General features: G+C 70.7%; 15 protein-coding genes. 5 read left to right on the top strand and 10 right to left on the bottom strand.

The features are described from left to right. Position 1 precedes the first annotated feature (1 nt). Positions 2–2461: a tetratricopeptide repeat protein gene (locus GA0115234_RS07310; RefSeq protein WP_093540025.1), complete on the top strand. Its 2460-nt coding sequence runs from the start codon at positions 2–4 to the stop codon at positions 2459–2461. Between the two features lie 77 nt (positions 2462–2538). Here the strand turns inward: GA0115234_RS07310 and GA0115234_RS07305 are convergent, their stop codons facing one another. Next, entirely contained in the window at positions 2539–3183 is a 645-nt protein-coding gene (locus GA0115234_RS07305; protein ID WP_093540024.1) for a dihydrofolate reductase family protein, read from the bottom strand. A 206-nt stretch (positions 3184–3389) separates the two neighbouring features. On the opposite strand from GA0115234_RS07305, the gene GA0115234_RS07300 reads away from it, so the two are divergent. Next, a complete protein-coding gene (locus GA0115234_RS07300; RefSeq protein ID WP_093540023.1) occupies positions 3390–4505 on the top strand; it encodes an ADP-ribosylglycohydrolase family protein in 1116 nt (371 codons plus the stop codon). Positions 4506–4585: 80 nt separating this feature from the next. Here GA0115234_RS07300 and GA0115234_RS07295 read toward each other — a convergent pair whose 3' ends face one another. Continuing rightward, complete coding sequence (locus tag GA0115234_RS07295; protein ID WP_093540022.1) at positions 4586–6175, bottom strand: sodium:solute symporter family protein; 1590 nt, start codon at positions 6173–6175, stop codon at positions 4586–4588. A gap of 473 nt (positions 6176–6648) precedes the next feature. After that, a complete protein-coding gene (locus GA0115234_RS07290; protein WP_093540021.1) occupies positions 6649–7431 on the bottom strand; it encodes an SDR family oxidoreductase in 783 nt (260 codons plus the stop codon). A gap of 80 nt (positions 7432–7511) precedes the next feature. Between GA0115234_RS07290 and GA0115234_RS07285 the strand changes: the two genes are divergently transcribed. Further along, a complete protein-coding gene (locus GA0115234_RS07285) occupies positions 7512–8351 on the top strand; it encodes a hypothetical protein (protein WP_093540020.1) in 840 nt (279 codons plus the stop codon). A gap of 118 nt (positions 8352–8469) precedes the next feature. Here the strand turns inward: GA0115234_RS07285 and GA0115234_RS07280 are convergent, their stop codons facing one another. The 3 genes from GA0115234_RS07280 to GA0115234_RS07270 form a co-directional block, all read right to left on the bottom strand. Then, positions 8470–8676, bottom strand: coding sequence for a DUF397 domain-containing protein (locus GA0115234_RS07280; protein ID WP_093540019.1), 207 nt, complete (start codon positions 8674–8676; stop codon positions 8470–8472). A gap of 265 nt (positions 8677–8941) precedes the next feature. Next, on the bottom strand, positions 8942–9811 hold the full coding sequence (locus GA0115234_RS07275; protein WP_093540018.1) for a helix-turn-helix domain-containing protein: 870 nt from the start codon (positions 9809–9811) through the stop codon (positions 8942–8944). Between the two features lie 289 nt (positions 9812–10100). Continuing rightward, positions 10101–10823, bottom strand: a complete 723-nt coding sequence (locus GA0115234_RS07270; RefSeq protein WP_093540017.1) for a GOLPH3/VPS74 family protein — start codon at positions 10821–10823, stop codon at positions 10101–10103. A gap of 195 nt (positions 10824–11018) precedes the next feature. Here GA0115234_RS07270 and GA0115234_RS07265 point away from each other — a divergent pair, with 195 nt between their 5' ends. After that, entirely contained in the window at positions 11019–13487 is a 2469-nt protein-coding gene (locus GA0115234_RS07265; protein ID WP_093540016.1) for a D-alanyl-D-alanine carboxypeptidase family protein, read from the top strand. A gap of 360 nt (positions 13488–13847) precedes the next feature. Next, positions 13848–15704: an MFS transporter gene (locus tag GA0115234_RS07260; RefSeq protein ID WP_370803982.1), complete on the top strand. Its 1857-nt coding sequence runs from the start codon at positions 13848–13850 to the stop codon at positions 15702–15704. A gap of 114 nt (positions 15705–15818) precedes the next feature. Here GA0115234_RS07260 and GA0115234_RS07255 read toward each other — a convergent pair whose 3' ends face one another. The 4 genes from GA0115234_RS07255 to GA0115234_RS07240 are packed head-to-tail and all read right to left on the bottom strand — an operon-like array spanning position 15819 to position 21387. Further along, positions 15819–16895 carry a C40 family peptidase gene (locus GA0115234_RS07255; RefSeq protein ID WP_093540015.1) on the bottom strand — a complete coding sequence of 359 codons (1077 nt, stop codon included), beginning with the start codon at positions 16893–16895 and terminating at the stop codon, positions 15819–15821. A gap of 26 nt (positions 16896–16921) precedes the next feature. Beyond that, positions 16922–17404 carry a poly-gamma-glutamate biosynthesis protein PgsC/CapC gene (locus GA0115234_RS07250; protein WP_093540014.1) on the bottom strand — a complete coding sequence of 161 codons (483 nt, stop codon included), beginning with the start codon at positions 17402–17404 and terminating at the stop codon, positions 16922–16924. After that, a complete protein-coding gene (pgsB, locus tag GA0115234_RS07245; protein WP_093540013.1) occupies positions 17401–19080 on the bottom strand; it encodes a poly-gamma-glutamate synthase PgsB in 1680 nt (559 codons plus the stop codon). Before pgsB ends, GA0115234_RS07250 begins: the two co-directional genes overlap by 4 nt. Positions 19081–19086: 6 nt before the next feature. Then, the gene (locus GA0115234_RS07240; protein ID WP_237541120.1) at positions 19087–21387 is read right to left on the bottom strand and encodes a cache domain-containing protein; all 2301 of its coding nucleotides are present in this window, start codon (positions 21385–21387) and stop codon (positions 19087–19089) included. Between the last annotated feature and the right edge of the window lie 249 nt (positions 21388–21636).

The raw sequence follows: 21636 nt of genomic DNA, 5'->3' as shown, positions 1-21636 counted from the left end.
TATGGCACCCGCCCGACCGCAACGCCGCTCGATGCAGCAGATCATCGAGGACCGCAGACGCGCCTCGTTCATCGGCCGGACAGCCGAACTCGACGTCTTCCGGGGGAACTTCGACCTTCCCCCGGAAGACGTGCGCCACCGCTTCGTCTTTCACGTCCGGGGCAACGCGGGCGTCGGGAAGACCTCCCTCGTACGGGAGATGGCGCGCGTGGCGCAGGAGTGCGGGGCCGTCACCGTCCACGCGGACGAGTCCGCCGACTCCGTACCCGCGCTGCTGGCCGCGCTCTCCGAGCAGTTCGGCCGGCAGGGCCATCCGTTCAAGGCGCTGGACCGGCTGCTGGCCACCTACCGGCAACGGCTCCAGGAGGCGCTGACCACCGGTTCGCAGGACCCCTCGGCGGGATCGCTCGCGCTCGCCCATGCCGGGCTGATCGGGGCCGGCATGATCCCGCTCCTCGGCGCGTTCGCCGGGGCCGTCGACCCGGCGCTGGTGGCCCGGGGCGCGGACGGGGTGCGGAGCGCGCTCGGCACGCGGTTCGGACGCGGCGGCGACTCCGGGGCCTCGGCGGATCCGGTGCGGGCCCTCACCGGAGCCTTCCTGGACGATCTGGCCCGGGTCGGCGAGGAGGCGCCCTGGATCGCGGTCTTCCTCGACACCTACGAGCGGACCGCCCCCTACCTCGACGGCTGGCTGCACGAACTGATCACCCGCACCCACCGGGCCGCCCTGCCGGACAACGTGGTCTTCACCCTCGCCGGACAACGCCGCCTGGACCCCGCGCACTGGGACGGGGCCGAGAACTTCGTCACCGATCTGCCGCTCCGGCCGTTCACCGACACGGAGGCGCGCGGGCTGCTCGCCGCCAAGGGCATCACCGACGAACCGGTCGTCGCCGAGGTGCTGAGGCTGTCCGGACGGCTGCCCGTGCTCGTCTCCACCCTCGCCGGGTCCCGGCCCACCGCCCCGGACGAGGTGGACGACCCCAGCGCCACCGCCGTCGAACGCTTCCTGAAATGGGAACGAGACCCGGCCCTGCGCACGGCCGCGCTCGCCTGCGCCCTGCCCCGGCGACTGGACGAGGACATCACGGGGGCGGCGCTGGGTACCGGGGCGGCACTCGGGGCCACGGCCGACGCACCCGGTACCGGGGCGGCGCTCGGTCCCACGGCCGACGCACCCGATGTGTACGCCTGGCTGTGCTCCCTGCCCTTCGTGACCGCGAGCCCCGGCCGCGCCCGCTACCACGAGGTCGTGCGCGCGCCGATGCTGCGCCTGCGCCGGGCCGGGGCGCCGCGGGCCTGGCGGGACGGCCATGCCCGGCTCGCCGCGTTGTTCGCCGCGCGGCGGACGGCGGAGGAGGACGGACACGGCGACGCGGCGGGGCGCCCGTGGAGCCGGCTCGCCTGGCGCACCGAACGGGGCGAGGAGCTCTACCACCTGCTGTGCTCCGCGCCCCGTACCGCGCTGCCCGGCGCCCTGCGCGACGGCGTCGACGCCTGCTGGGCGGACACACCGGCCGCCCGCCGCTGGGCGCGGGCCCTCACGGAGGCGGGCGAGGACGGCGGGGACGAGCACCTGTGGTCGTGGGCGGCCGAATGCCTGGCAGCGCTGGCCGAGGAACAGTACGGCGCGGTACGGGTGCTGGGGCTGCTGCTGGCCCGCCCCGAGCTGGACGACAACGGCAGGGCGGCGGCGTACAACGCGCGCGGCTGGCAGCACTTCAGCCTCGGCCGGTACCAGGACGCGCTCGACGACCACGCGCGGGCGGTCGACGCGGACCCGCAGGATTCGGGGGGCCACCACGGGGCGGCGATCACCCGGCGGGCGCTCGGGGAGTTCGACGCGGCCCTGCGCCACATCGACCGCTGCGCCGAACTGGCGCCGGAGGCCGCCTGGGTGGCCCATGAGCGCGGTGAGACCTACCGGCGCATGGGCCGGTACGAGGAGGCGCTCGCGGAGCTGGACCGCGCACATGCCCTGGCCCCGAAGGAGCCTCTCACCCTGGGCAGCCGGGGCCAGGTCAAAGTCGCCCTCGGCCGCGCCGCCGACGCCCTGGAGGACCTGGACCGGGCCGTCGTCCTGTGGCCGGACTACACCTGGGCGCTGACCCGCCGGGCACACGTCCGGCGCTTCCTGGGCGACGGCGCGGGGGCCCTGGCCGATCTGGACCGGGCCGAGCGGCTGAGCCCCGGCACGGCCGGGATCATGGGCGAGCGGGGCGATGTGTACCGCTTCGGCGGACGCTATGAGGCGGCGGTCGCGGAGTACGGCCGGGCGCTCGCCGCGGACCCGGCGTACGCCTGGGCCCTGGGCAGCCGCGCGCTGGCGTACGAGGCGCTGGGCCGCACCTCCGACGCGCTGGCCGACCTGGACCGGGCGCTGGAGATCGACCCGGCGTACGCCTGGGCGCGGGCACAGCGGGACCGGCTGGGCGGGCCGGGAGCCGCGGGCGGGGCCTGAGCGCCGGCGCGGCGAGGGCCCGCGGTGACCCGGCCCCCGCGGGCGGGGCCTGAACCCCGCCCGCCAGGGCTGTTCGGCTACTTCCGCCAGAACAGGTGGTGCGTCACCCCGCTCGCGCTGGGCACGACGTCCAGGTGGTACCGGTCGAGCAGCTCGTCGGGCGACTTCCAGAGCCGCGATCCCGATCCCAGCTCCACCGGCGAGACCGCCACGTGCAGGGTGTCGACGAGGTCGGCGTCGAGGAACTCCCGGATGGTGGTGGCCCCGCCGCCGAGCCGGACGTCCTTGCCCTGGGCCGCTTCCCGGGCCCGTTCGAGGACCGCGGCGGGCTCGTCGTCCACGAAGTGGAACGTGGTGTCGGAGAGGGTGAACGAGGGGCGCGTGTGGTGGGTCATCACGAACACCGGTGTGCGGAACGGCGGTTCGTCGCCCCACCAGCCGCGCCAGTCGAGGTCCTCCCAGGGCCCGCGCTGGGGGCCGAACTTGCCGCGCCCCATGATCTCGGCGCCGATGTTGCGGGCGTAGTCCCGCGTCAGGTAGTCGTCCAGGCCACGGCTGCCGCCGGGATCGGTGCGCATCGGCCAGCTCGCGGTGGCCCCGGCCCAGGAGAACAGCGCCCCGGGATCGGCGTCACCGAACGGGCGCTCCAGGCACTGGTTCTCACCGGCGCCGAAGCCGTCGCTCGACACATTGAAGTTCTGGACCCTGAGCAGCTGAGTCACGTGTTTTCTCCTGTGCTTGTCGGTAATGGTGAGACTCCCAGGGCCGGGCAGAATCATCGCGATAACCCGCCAGTATTTTTCTGCGGGCCAACTGCGCACATACCCACGCGTACCCGATTCCGGGGCCTCTACCGACGGTTCCTGTTCGATTACAGTGCTGCGCAGTCGCAGGCGGGCCGGACCACGGGCCGACGGGGGAGGGCACGGTGAGCACAGGGACCACGGCTGTGTGGGGCCGGGCCGAGCAGCAGGACTTCCGCAGCCGGGTGCGCGGCGCGCTGCTGGGCGGGGCCATCGGGGACGCGCTCGGGGCGGGGGTCGACGGGCTCACGCTCGAAGAGATCCGGGCGGCCCAGGGTGACGACGGCGTCACCGACCTCGTACCCGCGCACGGCGGGCGCGGCAACGTCACCGCCGTCACCCAGCTCACCCTGTTCACCGTCGACGGGCTGATCCGCGCCCAGGTCCGCCGTGACACCGGGGCCTGGCACCCGCCCACCGACGTGCACCGGGCCCATCTGCGGTGGGCGGCCACCCAGCACGACTGGGGGCCCGACGAACGCCGCGAGGACAACGGCTGGCTCGCCCAGGAGGAGTGGCTGTACGCCCGCCGGAGCCCCACCCGGGAGTGCCTCACCGGGCTCGGCGACACCGTCATGGGCACCCTCGACAAGCCCAAGAACCCCGAGGCGCGGGACTCGGCGGCCCTCACCCGGTCCGTGCCGTTCGGGCTGCTCGTCGGCTGGGAGCCCCAGCTCGTCCTCCAGCTCGCCGTCGAGTGCGCCGCCCAGACCCACGGCCACCCCACCGCGCTGCTCTCGGCGGGCGCCCTCGCCGTGATGGTGCACGGCCTGGCCCGGGGCGAGACCCTGGACGGCTCCGTCCAGCACGCGCTGGGGCTGCTCGCCGAGCGCCCGGGACACGAACCGGTCACCGAGGCGCTGAAGCAGGCCCTCGGCACCGTGCGCCAGGGCATCCCGGGACCCGCCCTGATCGAGTCGCTGGGGGCCACGGACGCCGCGGAGGAGGTCCTCGCCGTCGCCCTGTACTGCGCGCTGGTCGGCGAGGACATCCGGCACGGGCTGCGGCTGGCCGTCAACCACGGCGGGCCCTCCGCCGCCACCGGGGCCCTGTGCGGGGCGCTGCTCGGCGCGCTGCACGGCGAGACCGCGCTGCCGCCCGCGTGGCTCACCGAACTGGAGGGCAGGGCAACGCTGTTGGAGCTCGCGGACGACTTCGCGATGGAGATGACGCAGGGTCCGGCCCTGCACAGCCCCTCGGCCGCCGCACCGGGCTGGCTGGCCCGCTACCCGCGCGCCTGAGACGCCCGCCGCAGGACGGGGCGGGGGCGGGGCGCGGCTGCCTGCCGTACGCGCCGACCCCGCTCCCGTACCGCGGGGCGTCAGTCTTTCAGCCCCTCGGTGACGGCCGCGTCCCCGGAGCCGGACTGCGTGGGCACACCCGCGCCGGCCGCCGCGCCGGCACCGTAACCGCCACCGTCTCCGTCCGAGTTGATCCGCTCGATGATCGCGTCGCGCTCCGGGGTGTCCTCGGGCTTGACGAAGCCGATCACGATGTAGAGGACGAGCGAGATCGCCAGCGGCAGGGCCACCTGGTACTGGAGGGCGACATCCGTCTTCACCGAGCCGTCGAGGTCGTAGTTGGTGAAGTAGAACGCCAGCAGTCCCGCCGCCCAGCTGACGAGCGCCGCCGTCGGACCCGACCTGCGGAACCCGCGCAGCAGCCCGAGCATGAACGGAATGGCGATCGGGCCCATCAGACCGGCGACCCACTTGATGACGACGGAGATGATGTCCTTGAACGTCGGTGAGTTGATCTGGGTGGCGAGCGCCATCGACAGCGCGAGGAAGCCGAGCGTGGACAGCCGCGCCGCCAGCAGCCCGGCCCGGCTGCCCCACTGGCGCGCCGACCTGGAGAGGACCGGGGCGATGTCCCGGGTGAAGACCGCCGCGATGGCGTTGGCGTCCGAGGAGCACATGGCCATCGTGTGCGAGAAGAAACCGACCACGACCAGTCCCAACAGGCCGTGTGGCAGCAGCTGTTCGGTCATCAGGGCGTAGCTGTCCGAGGCGTCCGGCTTCTGCGCGTGGACCAGCAGCGGGGCGCACCACATCGGGAAGAACAGGACCGTGGGCCAGACCAGCCAGAGCGCGGCGGAGAGCCTGGCCGAACGCTTCGCGGCGGCGGCGGACTCCGTGGCCATGTAGCGCTGGGCCTGGTTCCACATGCCGCCGTTGTACTCGAAGGTCTTGATGAAGAGATAGGCCAGCAGGAAGGTCACGGTGTACGGACCGGCCGTGGGGTCCGTATGGCCCTCGGGCAGCTTGTCCCAGACCGTCCACAGGGTGCTGAAGCCGTCGAGCTTGCCCATGGCGGTGACGAGCATCGCGACACCGGCGAAGAGCTGGATGACGAACTGGCCCAGTTCGGTGAGCGCGTCCGCCCACAGCCCGCCGACCGTGCAGTAGACGGCGGTGATGCAGCCGGTGATGAAGATGCCCTGGGTGATCGAGATGCCGGTGAACACGGACAGCAGGGTGGCGATGGCCGCCCACTTGGCGCCGACGTCCACGATCTTCAGCAGCAGCCCGGACCAGGCGAGCGCCTGCTGGGTCGGGATGTTGTAGCGGTTCTTCAGGTATTCGAGCGGCGAGGCGACACGCAGCCGCGAGCGCAGGCGGTTGAGCCGGGGAGCGAAGAGCTGGGCGCCGATGCCGATACCGATGGCGATCGGCAGCGACCAGGTGACGAAGGACGTGACGCCGTACTGGTACGCGATGCCCGCGTAACCGGTGAACATCACCGCGCTGTAGCCGGACATGTGGTGCGAGATGCCGGAGAGCCACCACGGCATCCGGCCGCCCGCCGTGAAGAAGTCGCTGACGTTGTCCACGCGCTTGTGGGACCAGATCCCGATCGCGATCATCACGCCGAAGTAGCCGATGAGCACGACCCAGTCGAGACTGTTCATGTGCCCCCTCCAGGGGTCCGCCTTGTGAACGGGGTGCGCGCTTCGTCAGTACGGCCGTTCAGCGGGCCCCCGTGCGGGAGCGGGGACATCGGGGATTGAACCGCCTGCCCGGTGTCGAGGTCAAGGTTTAGATGGTCAGGGATGTGAACGCAGGTCAGTAAGCCGAACGATTTTGCCTGCTCTTGACTTACGCGGCCGTTGTCGCCGACGTGACGGCGGACACACCATGGGCGGGCACTTCGTCAGGCCGTACGGGGATCGCGAGAACCCCGAGGAAGTCCGAAGAACCACGAAGAACCACGAAGAACTCCGAAGTACGCCGCAGAGCACAGAAAACCGCACGGGATGCGGGTCCCGTGCGGCGGAGAGGGGGCTCTATCGCAGGTGGCGGGCTCTGTCGCGGCCGCGGGTGGCGGGCGCGAACGCAGCCGCAAGGGGCGGGCTTCGACGCAGCCGCACGTGGCCGCCCGGCCCTATCGCATCAGCTCGCCCGCGTTGACCAGGAGCGACTGCCCGGTGATCGCCCGCGCCCGGTCCGAGGCCATGAATACGGCGGCCTCGGCCACATCGCCGTCGGTGGCCGGCTCGGGCAGCGCCATGCGTTCGGTGAGCCTGCCCAGCACCTCCGCCTCGGGCACCCCCTCGCTGTCCGCCGTGAACCGTACGAACGCCTGCACCGGCGGCCCCCACATCCAGCCCGGCAGCACCGTGTTGACCCTGATCCGGTGCGGGCCGAGCTCCTGCGCCAGGGAGTACATGGCCGAGGTGAGCGCCCCCTTCGAGGCCGCGTACGCCGCCTGCCGGACCTGGGTCGGCGCGGCCACCGCGGACTGCGTACCGATGATCACCACCGAGCCGCCCCGCTCCTTGAGGCCGGGCAGGCAGGCGCGGGTCATCCGCAGCGTGCCGAGCAGATTGACGTCGATCACCGACTGCCAGGTGGCGAAGTCGGCGTCCTCGATCCCGCCGAAGTAGCTGTCCCAGGCGGCGACATGGACCACCGCGTCGATCCGGCCGAACCGCTCCACGGCCAGCGCGGCGAGCGCCGCGCACTGCGCCTCGTCGGTGATGTCGGTGGCCAGCCGGGCCGTGTGCCGGCCGTCCGGATCGATCTCCGCGGCCGACTTGGCGAGATTCGCGGCGGTGCGCGCCCCGAGCACCGCGTTCCCGCCGTCCCGCACGACCGCCGCCGCGACCCGGTGGCCGAGACCGGGGCCCACCCCGGACACGATGACGGTCTTCCCCGCGAGCAACATCGGTGGCCTCCCGGCTCTGGCAGTTCTTCTGACGGGGCGTCAGAGTAGGACGCCGCTGCGGAGTACGGAAGGGGAACGGCATGAGCGACGAGACGCGGAGCGACACCTACGCCGAACTGGCCGCGCTGGGGCCGTACGGCGTCCATCCCGGCCATGCGCTGATCACCATGGTGGAACCGCACCCGGGCCATGAGTACGCGTACAACCGCTGGTACGAGGACGACCACTACTACGCGGGCGCGATGGCGATGCCCTGGATGTTCGCCGGGCGGCGCTGGGTGGCCACCCGGGAGCTCCAGGAGCTGCGCTACCCGGAGGCGTCCGCCGTCGCGCGGCCTGTCACGGCCGGCTGCTACCTGTCGACGTACTGGGTGACGGACGGGCGCTACGACGACCACATGAGGTGGACCGTCGGCATCAACAAGCGGCTCAACCGGGACGGCCGGGTCCACCAGGCCCGCACCCATGTGTTCACCGCGTTCCAGGACCACGAGGCGACGGTCTACCGGGACGGTGCCGCGGGGCCCCGGGACTTCCATGCCCTTGACCACCCCTACCGGGGGCTGGTCCTCGAAGTGATCGACGCCGAGGGGGCGGGGGCGCGGCCCGAACTGCTGGAGTGGCTGCGCTCGCGGCACCTGCCGAAGCGGCTGGCCGGTTCACCGGCGGCGATGGTGACCCTCTTCCGTCCCACGCCGCTGCCCGGTGACCGGATGAGCTATGTGAAGCAGGTCGAGGGCGTCGACACCCGGCTGACCCTGCTGTGGTTCCTCCAGGAGGACCCGAGGGAGTGCTGGGCCGAGCACTTCACCGGGCTCGACGCGGCGGTCGCGGAATCCGGCCTGGGGCGGGTGGAGCTGGTGGCGCCGTTCATTCCGACGGTGCCGGGTACCGATCTGTACGTCGATCAGCTGCGCTGAGCGCGCCGCTGTCCGCCGGATTCGGGCACCGAGCCCCCTCGGCCAGGACGGCGGACCAGTCGAGAGGGCTGACGACGGCACTGGAATCGGCACCGCGATGCGAGCGGGAAAACGTCGGTCAGGCGCTGACGGCGTCCTGGCCGACATCGCGTACGAATGCGTTCCATGCGGCGGGGACGAAGGTGATCGAAGGGCCCTCGGGAGCCTTCGAGTCACGCACCGCAATTGCCTGCGCAAGAGGGGACTTGACTTCGACGCAGGCGCCGTTGCCCCCGGAATACGAGGACTTCGTCCACTTGTCCGTAGCACCCTGACGAATGGCCATGTTCACTCCGGTTCAAAGAGTCGCGTGAATGACACCAACAGCGTTCCGGTTGGCGTGATCGACGCTACTCGTCAAGTCCCTTGAGCGAAGGGGGCGTTCACTCGACCGAGTGGCATATACCAATCTGATCTTCCGCTTGGGGCAGACGGCGGTGTACCTTACCGCCGCCTGCCTTGTGACATCACTTCATTTTCCACAATCCGGACTTTGCGGACCGGGCCGCGTGGGGTGCTCGGCCGGCGCTCAGCCGAAGCTCGGTCCGTGCTCAGCCGTTGCTGAGCCGGGTGTATTCCTTCACGATCTCGGTGATGAACTGCCGGGTCTGCTCCACATTCAGCGCCTGTGCCCGCAGGTGCTCGTACATGACGCTGTACCGCTGCACATCGTGGGCTTTCTCCAGATAGAGGTCGCTGGTGACGCCCTCGATATAGACGACGCTGGAGTCGGCGGCGTCCGGGAATTCCAGAATGGCGTACTGCCCGTTGATACCGGGGTGCGCGCCCATCTCGAACGGCAGCACCTGCACGGTCACATGCGGCAGGAGGGACAGCTCGACCAACTGCTCCAGCTGTTCGATCATCACCTGCTTGCTGCCGACCATCCGGCGCAGCGCCGACTCGTCGATGACCGCCCACAGCCGTAGCGGATGCTCCGGATCGGTGATCCGGTCCTGGCGGCGGGCCCGGACGCTGACGCGCTTGTCGATGTCGCCCGGCGGGGCCTCCGGCAGCGCTCCGTTGATCAGGGCCTCGGCGTAGCTCCGGGTCTGCAGCAGGCCGGGGACCACCTGGGGTTCGTACACCCGCAGCGATTCGGCATCCGTCTCCAGCCCGATGTAGACGCTGTACGGGATGTCGCCGAAGGCGTGCCACCAGCCCTGCTGGCGCGAGTCCTTGGCCATCTGCATCAGTGAGTCGACGATCCGGTGATCCTCGACCTCGTACACCCCGCAGAGATCGCGGACGTCGCGCTGGCTGATGGACCGGCGGCCGTTCTCCAGGCGGCTGATCTTCGACTGCGAGACGAGCAGTCGCTCCGCCACCTCCTCGGCCGTCATGCCCTTGAGCTCGCGCAGGCGGCGCAATTCCTGGCCCAACCGGCGTCGTCTGACGGTGGGATTGACGTTGGTCGGCACGGAAACGGCACCTCCGGCTATGTAGCTGTGCGTATCTACTGCTGAGCAGATTGCCACCCCTGACCCCGGCCGCGCTGGAAAATGACCACACACGAGCGCGCGGGGCAGCCGTGGTTGACGGCTGCCCCGCGCGTGGTGCGGCTCCCGAACCGGGTCCTGGGGACGACGGTGCGGCGGTATTCGGTTGGTGCTGACGAGCTGCGGTGCTGTCGCATCGAGATGCTGGGGGTGCTGAGATGCTGCGGTGCTGGGGTGGTGCGTGCGGCCCCGGGCGTGGTGCGTGGTGCGCCTAGTGGGCCGCGGTGTGCGCCATGCTGCCGCGGCGTGATTGCGACTGCACTTGCGGTTGCAACGGAACTCCGGCCGCCTGATTGCGGCGCGGCTGTGCGACCGCCCCGTTCTGGACGTCCATCACGGCGTGCGCCACGAGTCCGCCCATCGGGTCGTGTCTGATCAGGTCCCGGAGCCGGGAGCGTGATGAACGCCCCTCGTTCCCGGGATACAGGTGCTTGCCGAGTCCGACCGCGTGGGCCAGCGCGGCGAGCGCCGCGGTCCGCGGGTCCGGCGGTACGCCGGTGCGGATCGCACTGTCCAGCCTGGTTCTGATGTCCCGGCTGATTGCCGTGTCCGTCGCCTGGTAGCGAGTCGTCGGCAGCACTCCGCACATCTGGCCCGCCACGGCATGCACCATGCCGCACCGCTCCAGGTGAGCGAGGTAGATCTGACGCAGCCCCAGTCGGGGCCCGCCGATCCAGTGGACCGCCCGAACCGGGCTGCCGCGTCGGCGCAGCAGTTCCAGTGCGGAGTCCAGAGTCGGATCTCCTGTCGGCCGTGGCATCACCACGGCGATACGATCCCCGTCAGGGGCTATCCGTCCTGCCAGAGCCAGCTCCACTAGCTGAGCTCCGGCGAGGCCGAGGTCGAGCGACTGCGGCTGCGCTGTGGTACCCGTGGTCGGGTCCAGAGCGAGCAGCAGAAGCTCCTCCGGAATTGTTCTGCGGCTCCTGCCCATCCATGCCTCCCCGCGTGGATGAATGACAGGGTGACCCCTCTCACATTGGTCTGTCGAGAGTGCCTGGGTGCTTTGTATGGGAACCAGTAGGTATGTCGTTCTCGTCTAGCAGCCGGGCCGGTGGTTCACACAGGACACTGGTAGATGGTTCGGACAGCGCGGGGGTGTCCCCCGTGCCGCATGGAGGAGGCATCGGTGGCGGGCGAGTCCCCCGACAAGTCGGAGCAGCAGAAGTCGTCGGGTACGGCTCGGAGCGAGAGTGATCCGCGGCTTGCCGTCTTCCGTGAACCGCCCGCCGATGACGCGGCCGACACCAAGACGGACACGGCCACGGCCGTCTTCCGCACGGCGCCGGCCACGACGGACGACGAGGGCATCAAGACGGACACGGCCACGGCTGTCTTCCGCACGATGCCGTCCGGCGACGGCGAGGGCGGCGAGGGTGGTGACGACGCCGAGGGTGGTGACGACGCGCGGCCGTCGGCGGAGACCGAGGGCTCTGGTGGCGCTGTGAGCGCCGAGGAGGCCGCGGAGACCGAGGGGGCCGGGAAGGGCTCCGGGCGTCCGGAGAAGGCACCTGAGGCCGCTGTGAGCGCCGATGCGCCCGACGCCGCGGATGCCGCAGCGGATGAGGAGGAGCCGGCGGAGCCCGCCGGGCCTGCTGAGGCTGCCGAAGGTGCCGGGGACGGCACCGGGGAAGGCGACGCGCGGTTGCGTGCGGCCGTTGCCGCCTGGGTGTCGAAGGACGACGACGCGGACGGTGACGACGCGGCGGACGATGCGAAGTCCGACGACGCGGAGAAGGCCGCCGACGCGGACGAGGACGCGGAAAAGGCTGCGGACGCAGCCGAGGACACGGACAAGCCGTCCGAAGACGAGCCGTCCGGCGACAAGGCCTCCTCCGACGAGAAGAAGGCCGAGAAGGCCGGGAAGGCCGGGAAGGCCGAGAAGTCCGACGAGGCCAAGGCCGCCGCAGGCGAGTCCGAGGACGCCAAGTCCGAGGACGCCAAGGCAAAGGAAGCCGAAGACGACGACGCCGCCGACGAGGCTGGCGACGCCGTTGACGATGACAAGCAGGGCATCGATCAGCCGACCGCCATCTTCAGGGCGCCCGCCGCCCGGGTCGACCAGCCGACGACCGCGCTGAAGATCACCCCGCCCGCCTCGAAGTCCAAGCCCGAATCAACGCCCAAGTCCACGGCAGAATCCGCGCCCGAGTCCGCCGCCGAACGGACCAGCAAGTTCGTACCGTTGCGCAGCGACGACGTACGGCCCGCGTCGGCTCCCGCGCCCCGTAAGCCCGAGACGCCCGCTGCCCCGGCCGCCTCCGCCCCGCTGTACACCGCCGAGCGGACCACGCAGCAGCCGATGCCGCCCAGGCCGCCGCTCGACCTGCTGGCCGAGCTGACGAACACCCCCCCGCCGCCGGAGACGCCGGTCCGCACCGCCGTCCGCAGGGTCAAGATCTGGACCCCGCTGGCCCTGCTCCTGCTGATCGTCTTTGCGATCGTGCAGACGGTGCGCCCGCTCCCGGACCCTGAGCTGGGGCTGTCGGTCGAGTCGGCGTACACCTTCGACGGTGACCGTCTGAACCTCTCCTGGCCGGAGCAGGGCCAGTCGGCGGTGAGCGTGGACGGCGTCGGCTCGATGGGCAGCGCGGGTGCGCAGAAGCCCGCGCCCATCGCCAGTGTCGCCAAGGTCATGACGGCGTACGTGGTCCTCAAGGACCACCCCCTCAAGGGGAAGGAAGAGGGCGAGAAGATCACCGTCGACCAGCAGGCGGAGGACGAGTCCAAGCACGAGGACGAGTCGACGGCGCCGATCAAGAAGGGGCAGCGGTTCACTCAGAAGCAGATGCTCCAACTGCTGATGATCCCCTCCGGCAACAACGCGGCGCGGCTGTTCGCCCGCTGGGACGCCCCGTCCGAGAAGGAGTTCGTGGCGAAGATGAATGCCGCGGCCAAGGACCTCGGCATGAAGAACACGACGTACACCGACCCGAGCGGTCTGGACAAGAACACCGTCTCCACCGCCGAGGACCAGCTCAAGCTGGCGCGGGCGGTCATGCAGAACGATGTGTTCCGGGAGATCGTCGACACCCCGCAGATCAAGATCCCGGGGGTCGACACGGTGATCTACAACAACAACACCATCCTGCTGGAGCCGGGGGTGAGCGGCATCAAGACCGGCTCGTCCACTCCGGCCGGCGGCAACCTGCTCTGGGCCGCGAACACCGTCGTCGACGGGCGCAAGCTGTGGATCTACGGCGCCGTCATGGGCCAGCAGGCGGGTACCGGCAAGCCGTACGACAGTCTGGTGATGTCGCTGAACAACAGCCTCAAGCTGATCAAGGATGCGCAGAAGGCCGTCACCTCCGCCCGGGTCGTGAAGAAGGGTGACGTCGTCGGGTACGTGGACGACGGGCTCGGCGGCCGGACCGCGCTGGTCGCGACCCGCGACCTGAAGGCGAAGGGCTGGCCGGGCCTGAAGGTCGAACTGTCCGTGTCGAACGACGGAAAGACGATCCCGCACGAGGCGTCGGCGGGCACCACGGTGGGTGTGGTCACCGTCGGAACCGGCCCCGGCAGGGCCAGCGCCCCGGTGGCCCTCCAGGAGGACCTGAAGGCTCCCGGATTCAGCAAGAAACTGACGCGAATCAGCTGATCAAACGGTTGGGCGACGGCTCGACGCCTGGAACGGCCTGTGCCACGCAACGCGACGAGCGTTGCGTGGCACAGGCGTTTTCGAGCGCCATCACGCCCATCGAGGCCGCGAGCGTTGCCGTACGCGCTTGCCATGTACGCATAAATACTCCCTGATCGTGTGACTAAAGGATCTTGGTGGAGTGTGGCAGTCCGCAGGAGATTCGCCCGTTCCATACGGGCATTTTCGGACAGTAAAACGGTGCGTGCTAGCGTCCCGGAGACAACGCGTGGATCCTGGAGCGCGTCTTCCGGCACATGAGGCCCGCGCGGTACGCCGTCGGTTCCGACAATGGTCCGGGTAGGGACGGGGAGATTCGCAGTGACCACTGCTGAGCCGAGACGGGCGGAGACGGCCGTGGGCCTCGTGGACTCCGAACAGGACACCGGGCGCCGGTCCGGGCCGGAGGCCGGTGGCTCCCCGGCCGGGATCAAGGACTGGTGCCGCCGCCACCCGGTCCTGCTGACGACGGCCGTGGCCGCCCTCACCCACCTGCTCTGGTTCTTCTTCTTCGCGAACAGCGGCGGCGACCTCGCGGCCCAGGACGCCTGGGCCGAGTTCGTCGGGCGGCACCCCGGTACGGCGTACAACCTCGCCTGGTACGGGGGCATGCACCCCGTCTCGTACAGCGTCGTCTCGCCGTATCTGATGTCGGTGCTCGGGGTGCGTACGACGATGATGGTCGCCGGGACCGTGTCGGCGGCGCTGACCGCGTTGATCCTGGTCCGGGTCCGGGCCGTCCGTAATCCGCTGGCCTGCTCGCTCGCCGGGGCGTTCGCGTATCTGTGCAACGCGCTGTCGGGGCGGGTGACGTTCGGGCTCGGCATGATGTTCGCGGTGGGTGCGACGGCCGCGGTGTTCTGCTGGCCCTACCTCCGGTGCGAGCACCGGCTCCACCGGAGCAGCTGTCGCTGCGCCCCCCGTAGGCGGTGGGCGAAGGCGGCCGTCGCCGCGCCGCTCGCCGGGCTCGCGACGGCGAGCAGCCCCGTGGCCGGGCTGTTCCTGGGCGTGGTCGCCGCCGCGCTGTTCCTGAACAAGCGGCGCCCCGGCGCGTACGCCATCGGGCTGGCCCCGGTCGCGGTGGTGGCGCTGTCCGCCTGGCTGTTCCCGTTCTCCGGTACGCAGCCCATGTCCATCGCGACGCTCTCGCTGCCGTTCATCTTCGCGGTCCTCGTCTTCGTCCTCGTACCGCGCGACTGGAAGACGGTCCGCACCGCGGCCGCCGTGTACGGCGTCGGGACGCTGCTGACCTATGTGATCGACTCGCAGATCGGCTCGAACATCACCCGGATGGCGATGCTGTTCGCCGGGGTGGTGCTCCTTGCCGCGCTGCCGTACACCGCACCGCGCTCCCGGCGCTGGTACGCGCTGGTCATCGCGTTCGCCGGGCTGAACTTCTGGATCGGTTTCAAGGGCGTCGACGACATCGTCCGCACCGCCCCCACCGCCTCCTGGGCGCGTGAGCTGGCCCCGCTCGTCAATGAGCTGCAACAGGTCGGCGCCGAGCGGGGCAGGGTCGAGGTCGTGCCCGCGAGCAGCCACCGGGAGGCGTCCGCGCTCGCGCCGTACGTCAACCTGGCCCGGGGCTGGAACCGGCAGGCGGACATGGAGCGCAATCCGCTCTTCTACGACGACACCCTGAACAGCGCCAACTACCGCCAGTGGCTCGACCGCTGGGCGGTGCACTACGTGGTGCTGCCCAAGGGGACGCCGGACTCCAACGGCGCGGTGCAGGAGGCGCAGCTCGTCGACGAGGGGCTGCCGTACCTGAAGCCGGTGTGGTCCGACGCCAACTGGCGGCTCTTCGAGGTGGACGGCCCGGTGCCGCTGGCCGATCCGCCGGCCACGGTGGACCGGGCCGGCGCGGGCGAGCTGACCATCCATGTGAAGACACCGGGCCGCGTCCTGATCCGCATCCCGTACTCGCGCTGGCTCGCCCTGGTCGACGCCGAGGGCAAGAGCGTCGAGCGGCCGCAGGAGACCGAGGAGTCCAAGCGGCGCACGGACGAGGACACCCCACGGACCTTCGTCAACGACAACGGCTGTCTGCTCAAGGTCGACGAGGACGCGGACGGCGACGAGTGGACGGAACTGCTCGCGCCGAGGCCGGGTGTCTACCGGCTGGCCGCCCCGTACCAGCTGTCACCCGGCACGCCGTGCCCGGAGGAACTGCGCTGACGCCACCCCGGCGGGGTCGCCTGCCGGGGTCGCTCGCCGGTGCCGGTGCCGTTCGCTGCGGGCGTCCCGCAGCGAACGGCACCGGTGCTGACGGCGTTGGCGCCGTCAGCGGTGTTACAGGCGCTTCGCGCTGCGCAGCGTCGCCGCGTAGTAGCCGTTGCCGTCGAGACGGGACGTGCCGCCCTTGTCGCCGATGGTCGGGCCATTGGCTTCCTCGCGGCTGGAGATGAAGATCTTGTGGCCGTCGGTGTCGTGCCCGAGGAACATGCCGACGTGGTCGAGACGCTCCTTGGTGCGCTGGTCGAGCTTGAAGAAGACCAGGTCACCGGGTTGCAGCACATCGATGTTCTTCGGCCGGTCGGCCGGTGTGATGCCCTTGAGGGCGATCACGTCCGTGCCGCGGTGCGAGCGGGCCATCCCGTTGGCGGTACGCGGCAGGCCGTCGCCGGACGCGTCGGTGGCCATGAGCGGGTAGCGGGCCCGGTAGCCGAACACCGTGCGGATGAAGCCCGAGCAGTCCATGGAGCGGGCGCGCTCGGTACGGGGCTGCATCGTCGTGCCGTTGCGGAAGGTGTACGGGATGCCGAGGTAGTCGAAGAAGTCGGACTCCTCCAGCCGCAGGTCGTTGCCCTCGCTGCCGTTCGGGTTGAGCGGACCGAAGTTGGCGTCACCGGCGTAGGAGACCCCCTCGTCGTCCTTCTTGACCGGGGCGTCGGCGACGTACTGGAAGGCGGTGGCGAAGAGGTCGTCCTCCTCGCTGCCGAAGAACTCCTTGAACCAGTCCTTGAACCACTTCTCGTTCTCGGAGCCCTTCTTCCACTGGTACGGCATCAGCCGCACCCAGTCCTCGGTGACGACCTTGGACGCGGTGGTGCTGGGCTCGGTGAAGGTGCGGCTGGGGCCGGTGAGGGTGGCGGTGCGGGCGCCGTCGGTGAAGCTGGCGAGGATCTCGCCGTCGGTGCCGCGCAGCAGGGTGCGGGACGGGTTGCGCAGCCGCTCCCAGCGCTGTTTGCCGCTCTTCAGGTTCGACGACTTCAGCGCCGGGTTGTCGGTGACGGCCTGCACGGCGGGGGCCTTCGCCTGTTCGTCCTTGCGCAGCTCGACGGTGAGGTAGGCGCTGCCCGCGAGCAGAGCGGTCACCGTGACGGCGTGCAGCGCCTGACGGGGGCGGCGCTTGGTCTTGGGACTCATGAGTCAGTCAGCTCCGGAGGGTCGGGTCAGACGGTCGGCAGCGCGCCGAGCAGGATGCCTGCGGTGAGAACGACATAGGCCATGAGCGTCACCGAGCCGGTCGCCAGCAGGGTCGCGCCCTTGGGCTGGCGGACGAGCTGGTACGCGATCAGGCCGGGGACGATGAAGCCCAGGGTCTGGTTGGTGTACATCAGCGGGAACTCGATCGACAGCACGATCATCAGCGTCGCCTGGAAGATGACACCGGTGAGGACGACCGTGGAGAACAGCCGCTTGCCGTAGAGGATCACGACCTTCTGGAGGCCGAGCACCGCCACGTACGTCAGAACGGTCACGCCGACCACCATGGCCGCGCGCTGGAGGTCCTCGACGAGGGTGAGCGCCAGCCAGCCCGGGGTGATCATCCCGCCGGGGGAGAGGTTGGTCGTCAGATAGCAGACCAGCGAGAACATCAGCCCCAGGGCGATGCCAATGGCGGCAATCTCAGGGGTGAGGACGGAGGGGATCAACGGGGTTCTCCTGGGTATTCCTGCTGGGCCGGGGCGGGCGGCCGGACCGGCTCGAACATGCCGCGGACATGGGGTGCGGGCGGTTCGGCCGGGTCTTCCGGACTCTGGTGCTGCGGGGTCTGCTGCCGCGGGGGCGCCTGGTGATCCTGCGGCTGTGGGTGCCCGTGCTGGGGCTGGGGCGAGTGAGGCTGCTGGTGTGACTGCGGCTGCACGGGGGCGGCCAGGTGCGCGGTCTGCTGGTACCGCGCCTCGTACGCCTCGGGGTAGGGCTGGTACGGGTCGAGGCGCGGGGTGTAGCGGGGGAGCGCCAGGGTCTCGTCGTGCCGCGGCTGCTGCTGCTGGGCCGGGACCAGCGGGAGGGCAGCGGTGGCCGGGCCGTCGTCGGCCGGGTTGCCGGCCGGGGCGTCGGTGTGTACGGGCGCCTGCGAGGTGGCCTGCGCGGGAGCACCGGTCGACGCCCCGCCCGACGGGCCGTCCGGGATCTCGTCCGGCGTCTCGTCGGCGGGCAGTTCGGCGAGGTGCTCCAGGAGCAGTTCGCCCTGCCCGTGGATGTTGCCGATCGCGACCAGCGAGGACTCCGGCCCGAGGTGCCCGAGCAGCTCGTTCATGAACTCCTCGGGGTCGCGCTTGTCGCCGCCGAGGTCGACCGCGGTGTGGCGCCACTCCGAGGGGATCGCGTCGATGGCGCTCTTCGCCGGGTGACCGATCACGAACACCTTCTCCGGCTGGAGATCGGGGATGATCTGCCCCATCTGGCCGTTGCGCTCGACCCGGTCCGGGCGGCAGTTGATCACGACGTTCAGCGGGCGCTCGATCGCGCCGAGGTCGAGCAGCTGGTTGATGTTCATCAGCGTCGACTCGGGGTCGTTCGCCGCGAAGACGTTGGCGAAGCGCAGCCGCTTGTCGTCGTGGGTGCGGTACCGCTCGACCGAGAGGACACCCGGGTCCGGCGGGGCGTCGTACATGCCCTGGAGCGCGGTCTCCCGGTCCACGCCGAGGAGCTCGGCGACCGTCAGCGCGATCGCCACGTTCTCCTTGAAGGTGAACCAGCTGAAGCCGCGCAGCTCCTCGTCGCTCACCGTCTCCGGGTCGGCGTAGATCAGCTTGCAGTCCCGGGCGTCGGCCTCCTCCTGGAGGATGTGGAAGCGGTCCTGCTCGGCGGTGACACAGATGCCGCCCTCCGGCATGGAGCGGCACAGCGAGCGGGCCACGTCGTCGAGCGTGGGGCCCATCTCGGCGAGGTGGTCCTCACGTACGTTGCACAGCACGCCGATCGTCGACCGGATCAGCTTGGACTGGTTGATCTCCTGGAGCGCCGGCATGACCGCCATGCACTCGATGACCAGCGCGTCCGGGTTGTAGGAGGCCGCGCGCCGCACGATGCCGATCTGCTCGACGACGTTGGCGATGCCGAACTTGCGGTAGACCGGCTCCTCGGTGGCGTCGGGGTGGATGAAGCGGGCCGCGGTGCCGGTCGTCTTGGCCACGGTGACCAGGTCGCCGCCGCGCAGGGCGCCCGCGCAGAGGCGGGTGATGGAGCTCTTGCCGCGGATGCCGTTGATCAGCACCCGGGTGGGTATGCGCTCCAGATTGGTGAAGTGGCGCCGCTGTTCGACGATGCCGGAGACCAGGAGGATCACACAGCACACGACGAGCACGCCGTAGAGGAAGAGCACGGCCGTTCAGTTCCTTCCGACCAGGGGAGCGCTGTCGCGTTTGCGCTGCTCCTGGAGCTGCTGCCGGACAATTTCCAGACTGCGGGTGACCGCGCCGACCTCGTCGTGGTGGTGCGGGAAGAGCACGGTGCGCCGGTCGCCGTCGGCCAGCGATTCGGCCTGACCGGCCAGTTCGCGCAGCGGACGTACGACGACGATGTACAGCCAGCCGAGGCAGGCCACGGCGGCGGTGATGCCGAGCAGACCGGCGAGCACGGTGCGGTTCTGCAGGCTGTACTCGGGGATGGCGAGGCCGGAGGCGGGCTGCCAGCTGACCACCGTCCAGCGGAGCTGCTTCGCGGCGCCGCCACCGGCGAAGGGCGAGGCGGCGGAGATCTGCACGCCGTCGCCGTCGCGGTAGACGACCGAGCCCGCGGGGGCGTTCATGCCGACCCGCTGGTTCGTGCCGGAGACCAGCTCGTCCAGCCGCTTCGGCAGGGAGTCGAAGGCGAGGTAGCCGGAGTTGCCGCCGATGACCCGGTGCTCGCTGTCGACCACCCGGATCTGGCCGAGCCCGGGGCGCTTGAGCAGCCCGTTGATGAAGTCGATCCGGAACTCGCCGATCACCATGGCGCCGTTCCGGCCCGGGATCTCCGCGTACCCGGCGACGGAGGGCTCCTTGCCGGACTTGTTCAGCACGGTGATGGGCTGGGTGAGCGGCTTGTCCTTGGAGCCGCCGGGCAGCGCGTGCGGCTTCTCGCCGGAGCGGGCCTGGACGGTGCCGTCGGCGGAGCGTACGTAGATCGAGCGGTAGCGCTGGTGCTCGATGCGGGTGCGCTCCAGGACCTTCTCCATGTCGTCGGGGGAGGTGCGGTTGCCGATCAGCGAGGCGACGGACACCAGGTCGGCGTGGCCCTCGTTGAGCGCGCGCCGGACCCGGTCGGAGATGGTGTGGGTGCGCTCGCGCTGGTCGCTGACGACCTGCTCGGGTACGGCCACGGTCGAGTCGGCGCGGTTGAAGAGCAGCAGCATCGGTGCGGACCAGGCCAGCAGGAGGACGCCGCAGATGACGATGAGCGCGCGGCTGCCGAGCCGGCTCCGGCGCCCCGGGCGCCCGGCGTCGGACGCGGCGGCCCCGGCATCGGCCGGTTCGCCGAGGAGCTGGCGGCGCAGACGCTCCAGGGCGCGCCCGATGCGGGCCGTCTCACCGAATCTGGGGACGGAGACCGGGCGGGTCAGATCGCCCCGGGTCAGCCGCCGGCTCTCCAGGAACAGCTTCAGGAGCGGCCGCTGCACGGTGCCGAGCAGCAGCGCCACCGCGAGTGCGCCGATGAGCAGCAGGGCGGCGGCGGAGACCAGGCCGAAGAAGGGGCCCGCGACGCGGGTGGGGTCCTCGGCGACGTCGACCATGGCGACGACGGTGAGCCCGAGGGAGGTGGCGACGGTGCCTTCGCCGGGCTGCGGGCCGGCGAGCGCGGCGTACCCGGCGACGGCGCGGTCACCGCGGAAGGTGTTGCCGCGCAGGCTGCCGCTGACCCCGGGGAAGCCGCCGGAGCCGGGCTCCTTGGCCTTGAGCGGGTGCTGTGCGGTCTTGGTCGCGGCCGTCTTGGCGAAGGCGGTCAGCTGCTTGGCGGAGCGCTTGGCGTCCTCGCGCTGCTTGTCGGTCTTGACCTGCTCCGGCTCCTGGACGCCGTCGCGGCTGAGGATGTGCCCCGTGGTGTCGACGACGGCGATCGAGCGGAACTGGCCGCGGCTGACGCCGGGGAAGCGGAGGCTGTTGGAGGCGATCAGCAACTGCTGCGGCCGGTCCGGCCAGGACAGCAGGGCGAAGGCGAGCAGCCTGCTCTCGCCGTTCTGGAGCCGCACGATGCGCGGGCTGAGCCCGTCCTTCTCGGCGAGCTTGCCGGTGTCGATGGCGGTGACGGGGACGTTCTCGCCGCGGGCGGCGAGCATCCGGCCGGACTCGATCTCGACCACGGCGGTGCCCGTCCACTTCTGGTAGACGCTGCCGATCTTGTCGAGTACGGCGTCGGGCGTGGCCGGGTCACCCGCGTTGAAGAGGCCCGCGGTGCGGGTCAGGTCGGTGACGCTCTCGTCGATCGAGGCGCGCATCGTGACGGCGCCGTCCTCGGCGAAGTGCTGCTGAGAGGTCAGCACCGCCTTCGGTACGGAGTCCTGGCTCGCCTTGCCCAGCCCGAGGGCGGTGATGCCCGCCAGGGAGAGCAGGAGCGCGGAGAGCACCGCGATGGGGGGACGTATGCCACCCAGAAGCGACATATCGGCCCGCCGGCGGACCTTGTGCCGGCGCTTCGAGGACGAAGCGGCCATCGTGTTCCCCTTTGACTGTCTGCTCGGTTCCGGCGTGCTGAACGAGGCACAGCCGTTTGCTGGACATAAAAGCTTTGCGGAAGGTTGTACGGAGCGTGGTGAGTGTGAGCTTTCCGACTTCCGGCATCCGGACGGAACCACTGCCGTCTCCGGCCCCTCCCCGAGCCGTCCGGGCAGCCCGGCAGCCGGGCGTCCCGGCCGGGCCGGAGGTGGTGGAAGCGGTGGAGGTGGCGGTGCGGGCGCCGTCGG

The organism is Streptomyces sp. DvalAA-43, assembly GCF_900091725.1.
Classification (GTDB): Bacteria; Actinomycetota; Actinomycetes; order Streptomycetales; family Streptomycetaceae; genus Streptomyces; species Streptomyces pulveraceus.
This window is presented reverse-complemented; position numbering and strand designations above follow the sequence as displayed.

Excerpts from the sequence above, each read along its gene's own strand:
- GA0115234_RS07310 (WP_093540025.1), top strand. The coding sequence starts at position 2 with ATGGCACCCGCCCGACCGCAACGCCGCTCGATGCAGCAGATCATCGAG.
- GA0115234_RS07295 (WP_093540022.1), bottom strand. The coding sequence starts at position 6,175 with ATGAACAGTCTCGACTGGGTCGTGCTCATCGGCTACTTCGGCGTGATG.
- GA0115234_RS07240 (WP_237541120.1), bottom strand. The coding sequence starts at position 21,387 with ATGGCCGCTTCGTCCTCGAAGCGCCGGCACAAGGTCCGCCGGCGGGCC.
- GA0115234_RS07290 (WP_093540021.1), bottom strand. The coding sequence starts at position 7,431 with ATGTTGCTCGCGGGGAAGACCGTCATCGTGTCCGGGGTGGGCCCCGGT.
- GA0115234_RS07285 (WP_093540020.1), top strand. The coding sequence starts at position 7,512 with ATGAGCGACGAGACGCGGAGCGACACCTACGCCGAACTGGCCGCGCTG.
- GA0115234_RS07280 (WP_093540019.1), bottom strand. The coding sequence starts at position 8,676 with ATGGCCATTCGTCAGGGTGCTACGGACAAGTGGACGAAGTCCTCGTAT.
- GA0115234_RS07270 (WP_093540017.1), bottom strand. The coding sequence starts at position 10,823 with ATGGGCAGGAGCCGCAGAACAATTCCGGAGGAGCTTCTGCTGCTCGCT.
- GA0115234_RS07255 (WP_093540015.1), bottom strand. The coding sequence starts at position 16,895 with ATGAGTCCCAAGACCAAGCGCCGCCCCCGTCAGGCGCTGCACGCCGTC.